The sequence below is a fragment of the Cupriavidus phytohabitans genome (assembly GCF_000426345.1).
In the GTDB taxonomy this organism is placed as follows: Bacteria; Pseudomonadota; Gammaproteobacteria; order Burkholderiales; family Burkholderiaceae; genus Cupriavidus.
Genome location: NZ_AUFE01000058.1, coordinates 1 through 17,522, shown reverse-complemented (window position 1 = coordinate 17,522; position 17,522 = coordinate 1). Strand labels below are relative to the sequence as shown.

17 protein-coding genes are annotated in these 17,522 nt (G+C 65.7%); 15 read left to right on the top strand and 2 right to left on the bottom strand.

From position 1 onward, the window contains the following. Positions 1–144: 144 nt before the first annotated feature. The gene (locus K309_RS0127500; protein WP_029049367.1) at positions 145–1,026 is read left to right on the top strand and encodes an alpha/beta fold hydrolase; all 882 of its coding nucleotides are present in this window, start codon (positions 145–147) and stop codon (positions 1,024–1,026) included. Between the two features lie 20 nt (positions 1,027–1,046). Here K309_RS0127500 and K309_RS0127495 read toward each other — a convergent pair whose 3' ends face one another. Beyond that, positions 1,047–1,934, bottom strand: a complete 888-nt coding sequence (locus K309_RS0127495; protein WP_029049366.1) for a LysR family transcriptional regulator — start codon at positions 1,932–1,934, stop codon at positions 1,047–1,049. A 215-nt stretch (positions 1,935–2,149) separates the two neighbouring features. Here K309_RS0127495 and K309_RS0127490 point away from each other — a divergent pair, with 215 nt between their 5' ends. Together K309_RS0127490 and K309_RS37625 are read left to right on the top strand one after the other, a co-directional pair. Beyond that, positions 2,150–3,154: a Bug family tripartite tricarboxylate transporter substrate binding protein gene (locus tag K309_RS0127490; protein ID WP_029049365.1), complete on the top strand. Its 1,005-nt coding sequence runs from the start codon at positions 2,150–2,152 to the stop codon at positions 3,152–3,154. Positions 3,155–3,204: 50 nt separating this feature from the next. Continuing rightward, on the top strand, positions 3,205–4,569 hold the full coding sequence (locus tag K309_RS37625) for an MmgE/PrpD family protein (protein ID WP_051320637.1): 1,365 nt from the start codon (positions 3,205–3,207) through the stop codon (positions 4,567–4,569). 7 nt (positions 4,570–4,576) lie between these two features. Here the strand turns inward: K309_RS37625 and K309_RS37620 are convergent, their stop codons facing one another. After that, positions 4,577–5,461: a LysR substrate-binding domain-containing protein gene (locus K309_RS37620; RefSeq protein WP_035878468.1), complete on the bottom strand. Its 885-nt coding sequence runs from the start codon at positions 5,459–5,461 to the stop codon at positions 4,577–4,579. 220 nt (positions 5,462–5,681) lie between these two features. Here K309_RS37620 and K309_RS0127475 point away from each other — a divergent pair, with 220 nt between their 5' ends. The 12 genes from K309_RS0127475 to K309_RS0127425 form a co-directional block, all read left to right on the top strand. Further along, on the top strand, positions 5,682–6,236 hold the full coding sequence (locus K309_RS0127475; RefSeq protein ID WP_029049364.1) for a carboxymuconolactone decarboxylase family protein: 555 nt from the start codon (positions 5,682–5,684) through the stop codon (positions 6,234–6,236). Between the two features lie 42 nt (positions 6,237–6,278). Further along, a complete protein-coding gene (locus tag K309_RS0127470; RefSeq protein WP_029049363.1) occupies positions 6,279–7,079 on the top strand; it encodes an SDR family NAD(P)-dependent oxidoreductase in 801 nt (266 codons plus the stop codon). A gap of 146 nt (positions 7,080–7,225) precedes the next feature. Continuing rightward, the gene (locus K309_RS0127465) at positions 7,226–8,185 is read left to right on the top strand and encodes an SMP-30/gluconolactonase/LRE family protein (RefSeq protein WP_084402568.1); all 960 of its coding nucleotides are present in this window, start codon (positions 7,226–7,228) and stop codon (positions 8,183–8,185) included. A gap of 33 nt (positions 8,186–8,218) precedes the next feature. Then, positions 8,219–8,704: a Bug family tripartite tricarboxylate transporter substrate binding protein gene (locus K309_RS37615; protein ID WP_051320636.1), complete on the top strand. Its 486-nt coding sequence runs from the start codon at positions 8,219–8,221 to the stop codon at positions 8,702–8,704. Positions 8,705–8,985: 281 nt separating this feature from the next. Beyond that, positions 8,986–9,981, top strand: a complete 996-nt coding sequence (locus K309_RS0127455) for a tripartite tricarboxylate transporter substrate binding protein (RefSeq protein WP_029049361.1) — start codon at positions 8,986–8,988, stop codon at positions 9,979–9,981. A gap of 58 nt (positions 9,982–10,039) precedes the next feature. Next, positions 10,040–10,834, top strand: coding sequence for an enoyl-CoA hydratase/isomerase family protein (locus K309_RS0127450; RefSeq protein ID WP_029049360.1), 795 nt, complete (start codon positions 10,040–10,042; stop codon positions 10,832–10,834). A 4-nt stretch (positions 10,835–10,838) separates the two neighbouring features. Next, positions 10,839–12,941, top strand: coding sequence for an acetate--CoA ligase family protein (locus K309_RS0127445; RefSeq protein ID WP_029049359.1), 2,103 nt, complete (start codon positions 10,839–10,841; stop codon positions 12,939–12,941). 99 nt (positions 12,942–13,040) lie between these two features. Next, positions 13,041–13,802 (top strand): alpha/beta fold hydrolase, encoded by a 762-nt coding sequence (locus K309_RS0127440; RefSeq protein WP_232232506.1) that lies wholly within the window; start codon positions 13,041–13,043, stop codon positions 13,800–13,802. A gap of 12 nt (positions 13,803–13,814) precedes the next feature. After that, positions 13,815–15,149 carry an MmgE/PrpD family protein gene (locus tag K309_RS0127435; protein ID WP_029049357.1) on the top strand — a complete coding sequence of 445 codons (1,335 nt, stop codon included), beginning with the start codon at positions 13,815–13,817 and terminating at the stop codon, positions 15,147–15,149. 140 nt (positions 15,150–15,289) lie between these two features. Next, positions 15,290–15,595 carry a tripartite tricarboxylate transporter substrate-binding protein gene (locus tag K309_RS43820; protein ID WP_369796528.1) on the top strand — a complete coding sequence of 102 codons (306 nt, stop codon included), beginning with the start codon at positions 15,290–15,292 and terminating at the stop codon, positions 15,593–15,595. 158 nt (positions 15,596–15,753) lie between these two features. Continuing rightward, on the top strand, positions 15,754–16,557 hold the full coding sequence (locus K309_RS0127430) for an IclR family transcriptional regulator (RefSeq protein ID WP_029049356.1): 804 nt from the start codon (positions 15,754–15,756) through the stop codon (positions 16,555–16,557). A gap of 168 nt (positions 16,558–16,725) precedes the next feature. Beyond that, positions 16,726–17,522: 3-hydroxyacyl-CoA dehydrogenase NAD-binding domain-containing protein (locus K309_RS0127425; RefSeq protein WP_029049355.1), on the top strand; the 797-nt coding region annotated here is incomplete at its 3' end.

Sequence of the window (17,522 nt, the reverse complement as noted above, 5' to 3'; positions counted from 1 at the left end):
CGTATTCTAGTCCTGTCATCGACGTCAGCCCTATAACTGTCAGTTAGATTCCATATTGGAATTTACACTGTGGGCTCGGTACAGTGGGCCGGACAAGGTGCAGGACGCCGTTGTCCTGACCGGTACACTGAGGAGAACAGGGCTATGCCAGGCAACACGGAGCAGCAAGCGCAGGCAACATCGCGCGCCGATAAGCAAAGCGCAGTCCGGCGCTACGTAGTACCGCGCTCGGCAGCGATCTCCATCGAGGTCTACGATCTGGGCGCCGGCCCGGCTATCGTCTTGCTGCCGTCGCTCGGCCGCGGCGCAACTGACATGCTGGAACTGGCCGAGCCGCTTGCGGCTGCCGGCTATCGCGTGCTCTGCCCGGAGCCGCGCGGCAATGGCCGCAGCTTCGGCCCGCTTGCCGACAAGACGTTGCACGACTGGGCAGGCGATATCGCGGCTGTGATCGAGCATGCCGGCAAGGCGCCGGTCGTTATCGTCGGGCATGCCCATGGCAACTGGATCGCCCGCACCCTAGCCAGCGACCGGCCTGACCTGGTGCGCGCGCTGGTCCTGCTAGCCGGCTCGGCGGGCAAGGTGCCGGAGGACGTCGATGCCGTGCCGATTCCGCCGGAAGTACGCGCCCAGATCGAGCGTTGCGGCGATACTAGCCTGCCGGATGCGGTGCGCCTGGAAAGCCTGCGCGCCGTATTCTTCGCGCCGTGCAATGATCCTGCACCGTGGCTGCAGGGCTGGAACACGGAGCTGATGACGATGCAGACGCTGGCGCAGAAGCGCACACCGGTCGATGACTTTTTCGCCGGCGGCAACGTGCCGATCCTGAATGTGCAGGCTGAGTACGATGTAATTGCACCGCAGCGCTATGCCAATGTGCTGCGTGACTACCTGGGCGAGCGCGTGACCAACCTCACCATCCGCGATGCCGCGCACGCCTTGCTGCCGGAGCGGCTGGACGAGGTGGTGGCCGCGATCACCGATTATGTGGCTGCGCTATCTCCGGCGCAAAGCACGGTGGCTTGACTGACGTCGCGAGAGGCGGCTTAGTCCCCGATCGGTTCGCTCATCACTTCGCTCACGACCCGCGTCACCAGATCGCTGGGCGCCTGCTCGCGCCAGATTGCATAGAGCTGGATGTGGCCAGCGGTCCGGCCGATCTCGCGGAACACCACGCCGGGGAGGCCGGCACGGGCGTAGGAACGCGGCACCAGCGCCACGCCCAGGCCGAGCTTGACCATCTGGAAGGTGGTCAGTGGATTGCGCGCCGTATGCGCGATGACGGGACTGAAGCCGGCATGCAGGCATGAGGCGATCATGCCGTCGAACAGCGCCGGCGCGTGCTCACGCGAGAATGCCACCAGCGGCACGCCCTCCAGGTCGCGGAGCGCCAGCGCAGGCCTGGCGGCGAGTTCGTGGCCCTCGGGCACGACGATAGTGAAATACTCGGTGAAGATCGGCGCCTTGCCGAGGCCGCCGCGCGTCGGAACAGAATGCACGATGCCGATATCGAGCTTGCCCTGCATCACGGCATGCGCCTGGTCGGCCGAGCCCATGTCGGTCACGGCGATATGCAGCCCGGGGAAACGCTCTGCCATGCGCGTCAGGATGGTGGGCAGCACATGGAAAATGCCTGACGTCACCATGCCGATCTGCAGCGTGCCGATGTCGCCGGCCGCCGTGCGCCGCGCGGTGGTCACGGCTACGCGCACTTGTTCGAGCACGGTGCGGCAGTCTGCCCGGAAGGCACGGCCAGCGTCAGTCAGGCGGACTTCCCGGCGATTGCGTACCAACAGTTCCACGCCCATCTCGTCCTCCAGTGCCTTGATTTGCTGGGAGAGCGGTGGCTGCGACATGTGCAGCCGCACCGCGGCCTTGCTGAAGTTCAACTCATCCGCGACGGTCACGAAATAGAGGAGTTGCCGGAGTTCCATGGTGCTGATTTCCTTGCGGGACAAGGCAATAGGATAGCCGCAACCAACGCAGGGTAGCGCCGTGCCGTGTCATATGCCAGCCCTATAACTCATGGTGCGAAACAGTATTGGACGGTCTGCCGGCCCGTCCCTACAGTGGCCTGCATAGCGCGGCGCCCTGCGGACGGAAGGGTCCGTAAGCCTTTGTAAACCGCGCAAGAACCGAGGAGACAGCCATGAACAGGACAGGCAGAACAGGGCGGCGTGCGGCGCTGGGGGTGATCGGCGCGATGGCGATGATGGCCTTGATGGTCGGACCGCAGCCGTTGGCGTTCGCGAGCGAGGCGTATCCCAATCGCCCGATCAAGATGATCATCCCCTACACTCCGGGCGGCTCGATCGATACCGTCGGGCGTCTGGTGGCTGCACAACTGCAGCGTCAGCTTGGGCAAGCGATCGTTATCGAGAACCGACCGGGCGCGTCGGGCATGATCGGGTCCGAAGCGGTGGCGAAGGCATCGGCTGACGGCTATACGCTGCTCGTCAATGCCTCCAGCCAGGTCTATCTGCCGCTGGTCGCGAAGAACGCCCCTTACGACGCCATCAGGGATTTCACCCCGATCGCACAGGTGGGGCACGTGCCGCTGATCGTCGTCGCGAACACCAGCCTCCCCACCAACTCGCTGCGCGACCTGGTCAAGCTGGCGAAAGCCAGGCCGCGGACCTACACCTGGGCCACCTCCGGGCTAGGAACAACCAGCCACCTGGCCGAAGAGATGATCCGCCACGCGTTCAAGCTGGAGATGGATATCGTGTCATACAAGGGCGCCGTGCCGCAGTTGAACGACGTGATGGGCGGTCACGTGTCGGCGGCGGTGTCGCCGATGCCAGGCGCGTATCCGTTCGTCAAGGCGGGGCGGCTGAAGGTGCTGGCGGTTACCAGCAGCAAGCGTATCCCGCAGCTTCCCGGCGTGCCGACCGTTGCCGAGAGTGGCCTGCCTGGGTTTGAGCTGCTGTCGTGGTACGGGCTCTGGGGTCCCGCCAACCTGCCTGCGGACATCACCCGCAAGCTGTCGCAGGAGGTCAACAAGGCTGTGCGCGAAGCCAGCCTTAAGACGCGTTTCGACGAGCTGGCCTTTGAAACCGTGCAGTCCACGCCTGAGCAGTTCAAGGTGGTGATCAAGGATGAGATTGACAAGGTCGCAGGCATCGTCAAGGCAGCCGGCATCCGTATCGATTGAGCGAAGGGCAAGGACAAGGGCAAGCAAGCATGCATCAGCAAACGCAATCAATGGCCATCACCCGCGAGCTCGGAGGATGGATCGCCGGCATCCGTAATGCCGACCTGCCGGACGCGGTGCGGCAGGCGGTCGCCGGACTCTCCCTGGATACGTTCGGCGCCGGCCTGACCGGGCATGACGAGCCCTGGTCCCAGGCCATTCGTGGCTGGGCGGACGATGGTTACCATGCTCCGTGCGGTGGCGGGGCACGCGCATGGGGCCGGCCGGGTAGGACGTACCGTGCCGCCGATGCCGCGCTGGTCAATGGCGCCGCTGCACACGCCTACGAGCTGGACGACTTTCACAATGCAAAGGTCCACTTGGGCGCAGTCGTATTGCCGGCGGTCTTCGCGTTGGCGGAGACGCTCGAGGTGCCGCCCGAGCGGGTCGAGACCGCTATTGCCGTCGGCTACGAAACCATGATCCGCTGCTCACTGGCGCTGCAGCCGGCGCTGGCCAGGATGAAGGGATGGCATATGACCGCCGTGTGCGCGCCGCTGGGCGCGGCAGCGGCATCGGCGGTGATGCAGGGGCTCGACGCAGAGCGCACCGCGTGGGCGCTGGGTCTTGCCGGCACCCAGTCGGGCGGACTGTTTGCGTTCGCTTGCGACGGCACGGATTCCAAGCGTTTCCACCCCGGGCGCGGCGCGCAAGCCGGCGTGATGGCTGCCGAACTGGCGGCGCGCGGCCTGACCGGCCCGACGCAGTTGTTCGAGACCGGGGACGGCGGTTGGCTCAAGGCGTTCTCGGAGTCGCCTCAACCGGACAGGCTGCTGGAAGGGCTGGGCAGCGACTGGCATATGCCCAGGACCAATTTCAAGCCCTATGCTTGCTGCGGCAGTGCCCATGCGCATGTCGATTGTGCGCTGCGGCTGCGTGCCGACTGGGCGGGTCAGGGGCCGATTCGCGTCGGCATGCCGACCGTTGTCGATGTGCAATGCGGCTACCGCTACGCGCCGGGCAGTGTGCTGAACGCGCAAATGAGCGCCCGCTACGCGCTGGCCGTGGTGCTGCTGGATGGCGAGGTGCTGCCGGCGCAGTTCGGGCAGGCCCGCCTGGCGGACCCGAAGATCGTCGCGCTGGCCAACGCGATCGAGATCGTACGCGACCCCGAACTCGACGCGCTATATCCGGCCAGCTTCTGTGGCTGGGTGGAGCTGATGTCGAAGGACGGCGAGCCGCTGCGTGCGTACCAGGCTAACCCGTCGGGCTCCGGGGAGAATCCGGCGCGCATGGCAGCCATCCGGGGCAAGTTCCGCGCCTTGACGGCGGACGTGCTTGCGCCCGAGCAGGCGGAGGTGCTGATCGACGCATTCGGCAAGCTGGGGACGACGCCGGTGCGCCACATCCTGTCCGCCGCCGAGGCCGTCGTCTGAAGCCGGATTATGCCTGTGGCACCCCGAGCGAACGCAGCGCGCGCTGTAGCACTGGTGAGCTGTTGTCGGGATTCCAGATCGCCGAATATTCGGCGATGGCGGGCTCGCCGGTGAGGTCGCGCAAGGCCACGCCGGGCAGCGAAGCCTTGGCGAGCGTGGCCGGTACCAGCGCGATGCCGCGGCCCAGCCCCACCAGGCTGACCACTGACAGCAGATGCTTGGCGTAATGCCGAATATGCGGGCTGAAGCCGGCCTGGACGCAGGTGGAGGTCACCAGGTCGAAGTACGCCGGCGCACTGTCGCGCGGGATCGTGACAAAGGGCATCTCGGCTAGCCGCACCAGGTCGATTCGCTTACGTTTGGCGTACGGGTGCGATGCCGGCAACGCGACCACCAGCCGCTCGTTGTGGATGACATGGGCGCGAAGCTCGCCCGGGGGCGTGCCGATCTGCGCGAACCCCAGGTCGATGCGGTCGCGCTGCAGCGCATCGACCTGCTCGGCGGTGCTGGTCTCCTCCCAGGTGATATCGATCTCGCCGATATCCTGCTCGAACTTCTGCACGATGCGCTCGACGTTCATGTACAGCACTGCTGCGACAAAACCGATGCGCAGGTGGCCGGTCTCGCCGTGCTCGGCCTTGCGCACTGCCTCCACGGTGGCGTCGAGCTGGTTGAGCATGCGGCGCGCTTCGCGCACCAGCGCTGAGCCGGCCGGCGTCAGTCGCACCGTGCGGCGGTTGCGATCGAAAAGCAGCACACCGAGGTCTTCTTCGAGCTGCTGGATGTGCTTGGTCAGCGGCGGCTGCGAGATCAGCAGGCGCTGGGCGGCGCGGCCGAAGTGAAGCTCCTCGGCGAGCACGAGGAAGAGGCGGAGGGTACGGAGTTCGAGCATGGCGCGTGGGCTGAAGAAGGGGAGGACCAAGTCGACTTATTCTAGAACGGAATCAGTATCTTCCTAAAACTGTATTGGACGCTATCGTCGCCGGAGACCAGAATAGCTTCCATCAAACCAACAATGAAGCGGAGACAGCCCGGCCGACCCCGTCGGATCGCGCCCCGTCGGTGCCCTGGCCTGCGTTCCGTTTCTGACCGTCGACACGGAGCGCAAGCGGATGGAACGCCTCAAGCCACTGAAACCCGAAGAACTGACGCCCGAGCAGCAGGAAGTCCACGCGGCGATTGCTGCTGGTCCGCGAGGGCAGGTTCGCGGGCCGCTTGCGATGTGGCTGCACCGCCCGGGCCTGGCCAACCGCGCGCAGGCGCTGGGCCAGTACTGTCGCTATGACTCGTCGTTGTCGCCGCGGCTGTCGGAGCTGGCCATCCTGGTGATGGCCCGCACCTGGATGTCGGAATTCGAATGGTGGGCGCACAAGCCCATCGCGCTGAAGGCAGGTGTGGCCGAAGACGTGGTCGAGGCGATCCGCACGGGGCGTGAGCCGGCCTTCGTCAAAGTCGATGAGCGCGTGATCCATGAGTTCCTGACTGTGCTGCATGCCACGCGCAATGTGCCGGACGAACTGTACGAGCGCGCGATGGCGGTGCTGGGCAAGGACCAGTTGGTGGACCTCGTTGGCCTGGCGGGCTACTACACGCTGATCTCGATGACCATCAACGTCTTTGGTGTCGTGCCCCCGGACGGCTGCGCGCCGGAGCTGGTGCGCGCCTGATTTCCGTTCAAACCGTTACCTCGAAACACAAAGGGATTCTGTATGTCTGGCCGTCTTGAAGGAAAGGTTGTCATCGTTACCGGCGCGGGTTGCGTCGGCCCCGGTTGGGGCAATGGTCGTGCCGTTGCGGTGCGCTTTGCACAGGAAGGCGCAAAGATCTTTGCCGCCGACAAGAGCGCTGATGCGATGCGTGAAACGCTGGAGCGGCTAGACGCCGCGGGTGCAGAGTTTGACTCACACCTGTGCGACGTGACCGACACCTCGGCGGTCAAAGCCATGGTCGATGCCTGCGTGGCGCGCTTCGGGCGCGTGGATGTGCTGGTCAACAACGTCGGCGGCTCGGCCAAGGGTGGCCCGGTGCAGCTTAGCGAAGAAGACTGGGACCGCCAGCTCAACTTCAACCTGAAGAGTGTCTTCCTGACCTGCAAGCACGTGCTGCCGCACATGGAGCAGCAGGGCGGCGGCGCCATCGTCAATACCGCGTCGACTTCGGGCATCCGATGGACCGGTTCGGCCCAGGTCGGCTACGCCTCGGCCAAGGCGGCGATCATCCAGTTCTCGCGCGTGGTCGCGGTCGAGTACGCCGAGAAGAACATTCGCGTCAACACGGTGATCCCCGGCCAGATGCATACGCCGATGGTGGAGGCGCGCCTTGCCGGGCAACGCGCAGGCGGTGATGTCGACACACTGCTGGCCCAGCGCCAGGCACGTATTCCGCTCGGGTTCATGGGCGATGGCCGCGATACCGCCAATGCGGCGCTGTTCCTGGCATCCGATGAAGCGCGCTTCGTCACCGGTACGGAGATCGTGGTCGACGGTGGCATGAGCGTACGCTGCGACTGAGCAGGATCTAGCAGGCAGAGCGACCGTGTGCTGCTGGACTGGCTGCAAGCTGCGGCTGGCAATGACTCACTGCTGCGCGCCGTGTTGTCGGAGAACCCATCCCGTCTTTACGGATAACCCTCACTTCGGATCCTCCGGACTGAACGATGACCATGCACTCTTTTCTCGCACCGGCCGAGCCGGTGCGCTACCCGGATGCACGCGTCCAGGCATTGAGCCCGCGCTTCGGGAAGTACCACCTGCCCCTCGCCGCGATCGACCGCATTGCCACTGGCTGCCGCTGGAGCGAAGGGCCGGTCTGGTTCGGTGATGGCCGCTACCTGCTGTGGAGCGATGTCCCGAACGACCGGATCCTGCGCTGGGATGAGGAGACTGGTAACACCAGTGTGTTCCGTAGCCCCTCAAACCATGCCAACGGCAACACCCGCGACCGGCAGGGACGGCTGGTGACCTGCGAACATGTCGGCCGGCGTGTCACGCGCACCGAGTATGACGGCAGCATCACTGTGCTGGCGGACCGCTATCACGGCAAGCCGCTGAATTCGCCCAATGACTTGGTGGTGAAATCGGACGGCTCGATCTGGTTCACCGATCCGCCGTTCGGCATCGTCGGCTACTACCAGGGCGAGAAGGCGACGCCGGAACTGCCCGAGCGCATTTATCGCATCGATCCGGTCAGCGGCCGCCTCGACATCGTCGCCGACGACGTAAGCGGCCCCAATGGCCTGGCGTTCTCGCCTGACGAGGAAGTGCTGTATGTGATCGAGTCGCGCACCCGCCCGCGCCGCATCCGCGCTTTCCAGGTCAGCGAAGGCGGCGAGGCGCTTGGCAACAGTCGAGTATTGGTTGACGCCGGACCCGGCACCCCGGATGGCTTCCGTGTCGATATTGACGGCAACCTGTGGTGCGGCTGGGGCATGGGCACACCCGAACTCGACGGTGTGCGCATCTTTGCCGCGGACGGCGAACCCATCGGGCATATCAGCCTTCCGGAGCGCTGCGCCAACCTGTGTTTTGGCGGGCGCCATCGCAACCGGCTGTTCATGGCGTCCTGTACGTCGATCTATACGCTTTATGTCAATACGCAAGGCGTGGCCGGCGGCTGACCGCACGCATCCACAGAAGCGAGGCATTGCAACATGAGAAGGACTTTCCTGAAGGGTTCGCTGGCCGCGGTGCTGGCGATGTCGTTTGGCCAGGCGGCCATGGCCGGCGACGTGGTGCGGATGGTGGTGGCATTCCCCGCGGGCGGGCCGGCGGACGCGCTGGCGCGCGCGATTTCCAGGCAACTGGAGACGGAACTCAAGCGCACCGTCATCATCGACAACCGCCCCGGGGCCAACGGCGCCATCGCCGTCAGCGCGGCCACCAAGGATCCGGCAGATGGCTCGGTGTTCTTCCTGACCAGTGCCGGGGCCATCGTCATCAACCCGTCCCTGTACAAGAACCTGTCGTACCGCCCTGAGCGAGACCTGATGCCGGTTTCGCTGGTGGTCACCACGCCGCAGGTGCTGGTGGTGCCAGTGCAGTCGAAGATTGGCTCGGCGAGGGACCTGGTGGCGCAGAGCCGGGCCGGCTGTCCGGTGTCGCTGGCGTCCTCCGGCATCGGCAGCCGTCAAGCCTGAGTAATGTGCTTGCCGGACCGGGGCCGGCGTCGATTTGCTGTCCTGAATTCCCAGGGCTAGCGATCTGGAACTGGCTTTGGGGAGGACGGTTGGCCCTGCAGAGTTTGTGCGCTTTGCAGGGCCTCTTTTCTGGCCGAGCGGGATGCCGATCATGAATTCCATGCAGTGGAATTGTGGGGGTGTGGATTTGCCTGGCAAGGCCTAAGCTGTCTCTAACAAAAAACGCCCGGTGCAGGCAGTGTGATGGCCGCGGCGTTCCGACTCGTTCCAGGAGACAACGCATGCATTCGTTCTGTACCGCCTTCTTCCGCCGGCTTGCCCAGGCAGCCATCCCGTTCCTCATGGCCGCGGCAGCGCCCTTGCCTGCACTCGCAGCCTATCCCGACAAGCCGATCCGTATGGTGGTGCCGTTCGCCCCTGGCGGCGGCACGGACCTGGTGGCGCGGGCGATGGGCATTACCATGGGCGAGGACCTGGGCCAGCCGGTCATCGTCGACAACAAGCCCGGTGGCAGCACCATCATCGGTACCGATGCGGTGGCCAAGAGCGCGCCCGACGGCTACACGCTGGTGATGGCGACGATGGCCCACGCGGTCAACCCGAGCCTGCACAAGAAGCTGCCGTTCGATACGGAGAAGGCGTTCGCGCCCGTCATGCTGGTGGGCCGCTCTCCCAACGTGCTTGTGGTGAAGCCGGACAGCCCCATTAAGACCGTGCAGGACCTGATCGCAGCCGCCAAGGCCAAGCCCGGCAAGCTCAACTACGCCTCGCAAGGCGCCGGCACTTCGGCGCACCTGGCGGGTGAGTTGTTCAAGGCGATGGCCAAGGTCGACATGAATCATATTCCTTATCGCGGCGCCGGTCCGGCGATTACGGATCTGCTCGGCGGGCAGGTCGATGTGATGTTCGCCACGGCAGCCGCGGTTGCGCCGCACCTGGAGAGCGGCAAGCTGCGAGCGGTGGCGGTCACAACCGCGCAGCGCTCGCAGGCGCCGGCGCTGAGCAAGGTGCCAACGATCGCGGAAGCCGGCGTGCCCAATTATGTGGCAGATAGCTGGTATGGCCTGTTCGTGCCGGCCGGCACGCCCCCGGCGGTAATCACGAGGCTGAACGCGGCGGCCAAGAAGGCCGTGCACGCCGAAGCGTTCCGCAAGCGTGCCGAGCAGGAGGGGCTTGCCATCAGTGGCGGCACGCCAGATGAGTTCGGCCGCTACGTCAAGGCCGAGAGCCAGCGCTGGAGCAAGGTCATCAAGGACGCCAACATCACGGCGGACTGAGCGCGGCATACGTACACAACAGATCGCACTGATCGCACCCGCAGAACCGGACAGGACCATGGACAACTATTCCCTGATTGAACTGAAGATTGAAGCTGGCATCGCGCTGCTCGCCTTTAACCGCCCCGACAAGCGCAATGCCATGAGCGACGACATGCGCTCGGAATTCATCGACGCGCTGGAGCGCGTGGCGGCGGACAAGGGCATCCGTGCCCTGGTGCTCACTGGCAACGGCAAGGGCTTCTGCGCCGGCGGCGACGTGGCCGGCATGCAGCGCCGCATGGAAGCGCCGCAGGGTGAGGTGGGCTTCAACGGCTGGAGCCGCCAGCAGCGCGTTCATCACACCGTCAGGCTGCTCCACACCATGCCCAAGCCCACCATCGCCGCCGTCAATGGTGCCGCTGCAGGGCTGGGTGCCGATACCGCGCTGTGCTGCGATTTCGTGCTGGCGTCCGAATCGGCGTCGTTCTCCTGGTCCTATATCAACCGGGGCCTGATCCCGGACGGTGGCGGCATGTATTTCCTGCCGCGCCGCGTGGGGCTGTCGGCGGCAAAGGAACTGGTCTTCACGGGCCGCAAGGTCGAGGCGCAGGAGGCGAAGGCGCTTGGCATCGCCGACCGCCTGAGCAAGCCCGAAGCGCTGATCGACGATGCGCTGGGCTGGGCGGCGGAACTGAGCCAGGGCTCGGCCACTGCGATCGCGCTGGGCAAGAGCATCATGAACCAGTCCTTCGAACTGCCCGCCGACCAGGTCTTTGCCCAGGGCAGCCAGGCGCAGGGCATCTGCTACACCAGCACCGAGCATCGCGAGTCCGTGCTGGCCTTCCTGAACAAGACCGCAGCCAAGGCCTGACTCCATGAATGCGATCCAACGACTTGTCTCGCCGCGCAGCGTTGCCGTAATCGGCGCTTCCGGTGATCCCACCAAGACCGCCGGCCGCCCGGTTTCCTACTTGCGCAAGCATGGATTCGGCGGGGCGATCTACCCGGTCAATCCCAAGGTCGAGTCGATCGACGGGCTGCGTTGCTATCCCGACATTGCCTCGCTGCCCGAAGTGCCGGACGTCGGCATCGTGCTGCTGGGCGCCGAGCGTGCGCACCTGGCGGTGCGTGACCTGGCGGCGCGCGGCGCGGGCGCGGCCATCGTGCTGGCGAGCGGCTATACCGAGACCGGCGCCGAGGGCGCGCGGCGCCAGGCCGAACTGATCGAGGCGGCTGGCGGCATGCGGCTGCTGGGGCCTAATACCATCGGCCTGGTCAACCTGACCGACAACATCCCGCTGTCGGCCAGCGGCGCCTTGGAAATGGACCAGTTCCCGGCCGGCAGCATCGGCGTGGTGTCGCAAAGCGGCGGCATCCTCGGCGCCTTGCTGTCGCGCGCCGCGGCGCGCGGCATCGGCCTGTCCAAGCTGGTTTCGACCAGCAATGAAGTCGACCTGGACCTGGCCGACTTTATCGATTACCTGGCCGATGACGAGGCCACTCGCGTGATCGCGCTGTATGTCGAGAGCGTGCGCAACCCGGAAACGTTCCGCCGTGCGGCTTTGAAGGCGGCGCGCGCCGGCAAGCCGGTGGTGGCGTTCAAGATCGGCCGCTCCGAGAGCGGCGCGCGCGCCGCGGTGTCGCATACCGGCGCGCTGGCCGGTGCGGACCGCATGTACGACGCGCTGTTCGAACAGGTCGGTGTGATTCGCGCGCAGACCTTCTCGGACCTGCTCGACATGCCCGCCGCCCTGGCCACCGGGCGCAAACTGACCGGGAAACGCGTTGCGATCCTGACCTCGACCGGCGGCGCTGGCACGCTGGTCTCCGACAGCCTCGGCGTGGCCGGCTTCGAGACGCCGGCGCCGGACGAGGCGACCGCGGCGAAGCTGCGAGCGCTGCAAAAGGGCGACCACGCGGCGCTCGACCGCAACCCGATCGACGTGACCCTTGCCGGGCTGCAGCCTGATCTGCTGCGTGCCGCGATCCGGACCCTGCTCGACAGCCCGAGCTACGACGCGGTAGCAGTGATCGTGGGCTCGTCGAGCCTGGCCATGCCGGACCTGATGGCCAATGCCATTCGCGACTGCCTGCCCGACAGCGACAAACCGGTGATTGCATACGTGAGCCCGCATGCGCCGGAAGTCGCATCGTTGCTCAATCGTCGTGGCGTGCCGGCGTTTTCCGCGCCGGAGGCGTGCACGGTGGCGATCGACGCGATGCTGCGTGCCGGCAAGCTCCGTGCGGTTGACGAAGCGGGCACCCCCACGCTGCCGTTGCCGGATCTCGGCGCCTATGGCACCGGCTCGATCGACGAAGCCGCGGCCAAGACCTTGTTCGCCGGTTTCGGCGTACCGGTCGCAAAGGAGGTGGTGGTTGCCGATGGCGCCGAGGCCACGGCGGCGGCGCAAGGCTTCAGCGGCAATGTCGTGCTGAAGATCCTGTCGGCCGAGATTACCCACAAGAGCGATGTCGGCGGCGTGGCCGTCAATGTCCCGCCTGCGGAGGTGGCAAGCCGGCTGGCAAGAATGGCGAGCGATGTGCAGTCGGCCACGGGGATCGCGCCCCAACGTTTCCTGGTGCAGGAAATGGTCAAGGGCGGCGTCGAAGTGATCCTCGGCATGCACCGCGACGCGCTCGGCACCGCGATCCTGCTCGGCATGGGCGGCGTGACCGCGGAGTTGTTCGGCGATACCACGCTGCGGCTGCTGCCTGGCGAGGGGGGACTGACCCGCGACGCCGCGCTGGCGATGATCGGGCGCCTGAAGACCGCCCCATTGCTGCAGGGCTTCCGTGGCCGGCCGAAGGCGGATGTGGACGCGCTGGCCGACGCGATCGTCGCCTTCTCGCGCATGGTCGCCACGCTTGGCGATCGGCTGGTCGAGGCGGAGATGAATCCCGTGTTCGTCCTGCCCGAAGGGCAGGGTGTGGTGGCTGCCGATGGCGTGGCGGTACTGGCTGGCGACGACAAGCCCTGACGAGGCCCTGGCATGTGCAGCGAGCGCGACGGTACGCTGGTGACTTCAGTCGATGGCTGCGAGGTCATTTGGCGAAGCTTTGGCGACGGCCCCACGACTATGCTGCTACACGGCGGCCATGGCAACTGGCAGCACTGGGTGCGCAATATCGGGTCGTTGTCCCGGAGCCGCCGGCTGCTGGTGCCGGACATGCCGGGCTTTGGCGATTCCGGTGCGGCGCCGCGCGCCGACCTGCCGGGACTCGTCGATGTCCTGGCACGCTCGCTGGCCCGATTATCGCTGGACCGTATCGACCTGGTGGGTTTTTCCTTTGGCGCGCTGGTGACGGCGCACCTTGCGACCCATCCGGGCCTTGGCGAGATCGAAGTTAGCCGCCTGGCGTTGCTCGGGCCGGCCGGCCATGGCGGTCCGCGCCGCATGACGCGCGCGCTGGCCGACTGGCGCCGCTGCCAGGATCCGCACGCGCTTGCCGCGGCGATGCGCCACAACCTGGCGACATTCCTGATCGCCGATCCGGCCGCCATCGACAGCGAAGCCGTGGCCATCCATACGCGTGCCTGTCGCGCGACCCGCTTCCATAGCAAGTCGATTTCGCGCGCGGGCGGATTGCAGCAGGCGCTTGCGCGCTTTCCCGGTCCGGTATTGATGATCTGGGGCGAAGCGGATGTGACCATGTCGCCGGCATCGATTGCCGGGATCGCCCGCGACTCGCGGGACCCATCAGCCGACGCGCCGGAAGTCAGTGTCAGCGTGGTGCCCGGCGCCGGGCATTGGGTCCAGTACGAGGCCCACCAACAAGTCAACGGGCTGCTGCAGGATTGGCTGCAGCAGTCCCCCCACACGCCGGCGCAGGCCGGCTGAGGAGAACCCATCTTGAACGCAACCGAGGTCTTTGGGCCGTTCTTCAGCACCGTCAAGGCAGAGCCGTTGCCCGCCGAAGTGCTGCATCATGCGAAGCGCGCGCTGGTCGACTGGCATGCGGCGCTGTTCCCGGGCATCGGCACCGATGCAGTCCAGCGCCTGCAGGGCGTGCTGGAAGAGGAGCTTGGTCGCGGCAACGCCACGCTGCCAATGGGGCAACGGGCCACGGCGCGCGCCGCGGCGCTGCTCAATGGCGCTACCGCCCACGCTGCCGAGATCGACGACAGCTTCCGTGATGCGATGTACCACCCCGGTGCCGCCACCATCGCCGCCGCGATTGCTGCCGCACAAGATGTGGGCGCCAGCGGCGAGACGTTGCTGAAGGGCATCGTCGTCGGCTATGAGGTGTCAACGCGCATCGGCGTCGTGCTGGGCCGGGCGCACTATCGCTTCTGGCACAGCACCGCCACCGTCGGCACCTTTGGCGCGGCGGCCGCCGCGGCGTTCATCTATGGCGCGAACGAGGAGCAGCTTGCCCACGCGCTTGCGACTGCGGCCACTTTCGCCGCCGGACTGCAGCAGGCGTTCCGCATGGACTCGATGTCCAAGCCCCTGCACGCGGGCCGGGCTGCGGAGGGCGGATTGCTGGCCGCCCGCGCGGCCATCGCCGGCATCACCGGTTCGCTCGATGTGCTTGAGGGTGAGACCGGCATGGGGCGCGCGATGTCGGATGGCCCTGACTGGAGCGCGCTGGCATCGACGCTGGGTAAAGACTTCCATATTTGCCGGCTGACCTTCAAGAACCACATTGGCTGCGGCCATACCTTTGCGGCAATCGACGGCGTGCTGGCGCTGAAAGCGAAGCTGGGCATCGAAACCGCTCAAATCCGTCGCATCCGCGTCGCTACCTATCGTCCGGCGCTGGATATCGCCTGCTATCTCGATCCAAAGAGCGAGAACGAAGCCAAGTTCAGCCTCAAGTTCATCGTCGCCGCCGCCCTGGTGCATGGCAGCGTGCGCCTGTCGGCTTACACGCCGGAACGGCTGTGGGACAGCGAGACGCGCCGGCTGATGGCCTGCATGACGGTCGAGGTCGACCCTGAGATCGACGGCTGGTTTCCTGGCAAGCGCGCCGCAAGGGTTGAGATCGAAACCCGGGACGGTGCCACGGCAGACTACCTGCAGCCGAATCGCAAGGGTGATCCGGAGGATCCGCTGACCGACGACGACCTTGACGGCAAGTTGATCGAACTGGCATCGCCGGTGATAGGTACCGATGGCGCGCGCCGGCTGGCGCAGAAGATCTGGAACATCGAGACGCAGCCGGAGGTCAGCCTGTTTGGCTGACTTTAATGGCGGCCCAGCGCCGAGGAGATCAGGATCATGTTTAGCATTCTTGCCATAGGTCGACTGCTGTTCGCCATGCTGGTGATGGCGTTGCCGATCATATCCCGGCCGCGCACGCGCAGCCCTACCCGGTGCGGCCGGTGCGCATCATCGTGCCATTCCCGGCAGGCAGGGGCACTGACGTGATCGCCCGCTCGCTGGGCGATGAATTGTCGCGCGGCATGGGTAAGCCCTTCATCGTTGAAAACAAGCCCGGCGCCGGCTCGGTCATGGGCAATGATCTGGTCGCCAAGAGTTCGGCGGATGGCTACGCTGCTGCTGACAACCAGTGCCTATTCTATCGTCGCAAGCATTGGCATCAAGTTGCCATACGGCGGCATCCTGGCCTTCGGGCCGGTAGCGCTGCTCGGCCGGGCGCCAAATGTGGTTCTGGTTCGCAACGATAGCCGAATCCACTCGGCGGCAGATCTGCTGCGCGAGGCCAAAGCCAATAGTGGTGAAGGACAAGGAGATCCGCATCGAGTAGCATTGCCTGCAACCCAACATGCGCATGCGCCGGGCGCCGACATCCAGAACGGTCACTGGCCCGCAGTGATTCCCTGCCATGCCGAACAGCAGCGTCAACATCGAACGGATCAAACCAGGCCAAGGCAAGGCGACGCCCAACCGCTCGCTAGAGCGTGGCATTGCAGTACTACGCGCCTTTCGCGCCGGCTCGTCCATGCTGGGCAACAGCGAAATTGCCGAGCGCACCGGCTTGTCCCGCTCCACAGTCAGCCGCCTGACGCAGTCGCTGATAGAGACCGGCATGCTCGAGTATGTCCCGCAGTTCCGGGCCTACCGGCTGGGTGTGCCGATCCTCGGTATGGCGCATGCGATGCGCGACGGCTCGCAGATTCTCAGGGCCGCAGTGCCGATAATGGCCGAGGTTGCCATGCGTCACAAGATCAATGTCGGACTGGCGGTGGCGGAGGGCGACGAGATGATTTACCTGGAGTCGTTCCGCTACAACCGGCGCCAGTCACTGCGTACGGTGGTGAGCGGACAGCGCATCCCGATGGCGCTGACCTCTCTCGGCCGCGCGCACCTGGCAACGCTGTCACCAGAGGCTTTCAGCACGATGATGAGGGTCATGGCCGACAAGAACCGCGGCCGCGGCTGGGGCGCACTGCGACGGGAAATCGATGCTGCGGTGTGTTCCGTGCATGAGAAGGGCTACTGCGTTGCGTCATGGCAGCCTCAGGTCGTGGCCATGGCAACACCAATGCGCTTTGACGAATATGCCGTCCATGTACTGAACGTCAGCGTATCCACGCAACAGGATGCAGGCGCTGTCGAGCAAGCGCTGGCCAAGCCACTGATGGAGCTTGCAGCGGCGATACAAGCGCGGATGGTGCGGGGAGAGTAGGGCGTCGACTCTACCCAACCAGTTGGTACGGATGCAATTTCAATGAATGGAATCGAGCGGGTGCGCTGCGGCTCCATGAGAGTTACTCTGCGTTTCATGCGAGACTGCAGCCCTGGGTTGCCTTTCTTGCGGGGCCATCGGTCTCTCCCACTCAAACAGAGCGTCCCTATGAACTCTTCTGACATCAACACCCTAGGTATCGTGGGCACAGGCGCCATGGGCCGCGGCATCGCGCAGATCGCCGCCCAGGCTGGCCTGACCGTCAACCTGTACGACGCCAGCCCGCAAGCTGTGGCCGCCGCCCGCCAGTACCTGCAGGACACGCTGGCCAAGCTCGCCGACAAGGGCAAGATCAGCGCCGCCGACGCCGAGGCCACGCTGGCCCGCGTCAAGCCGTGCGGCGCTCTGGAAGACCTGGCCGGGTGCGACATGGTGCTGGAAGCCATCGTCGAGAAGCTGGAAGTCAAGCGCGACCTGATCGCCAAGCTGGAAGCGATCCTGCGCGAGAACGCCATCATCGCCTCGAACACCTCGTCGCTGTCGATCACCGCGATCGCCGTGGGCGCGAAGCACCCGGGCCGCATCGCCGGCTACCACTTCTTCAATCCCGTGCCGCTGATGAAGGTGGTCGAGGTCATCGACGGCCTGTCGGGCGATCCAGCGGTTGGCGACGCGCTGATGGCGCTGTCGCGCCGCATGGGCCATACGCCGGTGCGCTGCAAGGACATGCCGGGCTTTATCGTCAACCATGCCGGCCGCGGCATGAATATCGAAGGCCTGAAGGTCGCGCAGGAAGGCGTGGCCGAGTTTGCCGACATCGACAACATCATGCGCGAGCAGGCCGGCTTCCGCATGGGCCCGTTCGAGCTGATGGACCTGACCGGGCTGGACGTGTCGCACCCGGTGATGGAGTCGATCTACAACCAGTTCTACCAGGAGCCGCGCTACCGTCCGTCGCCGATCAC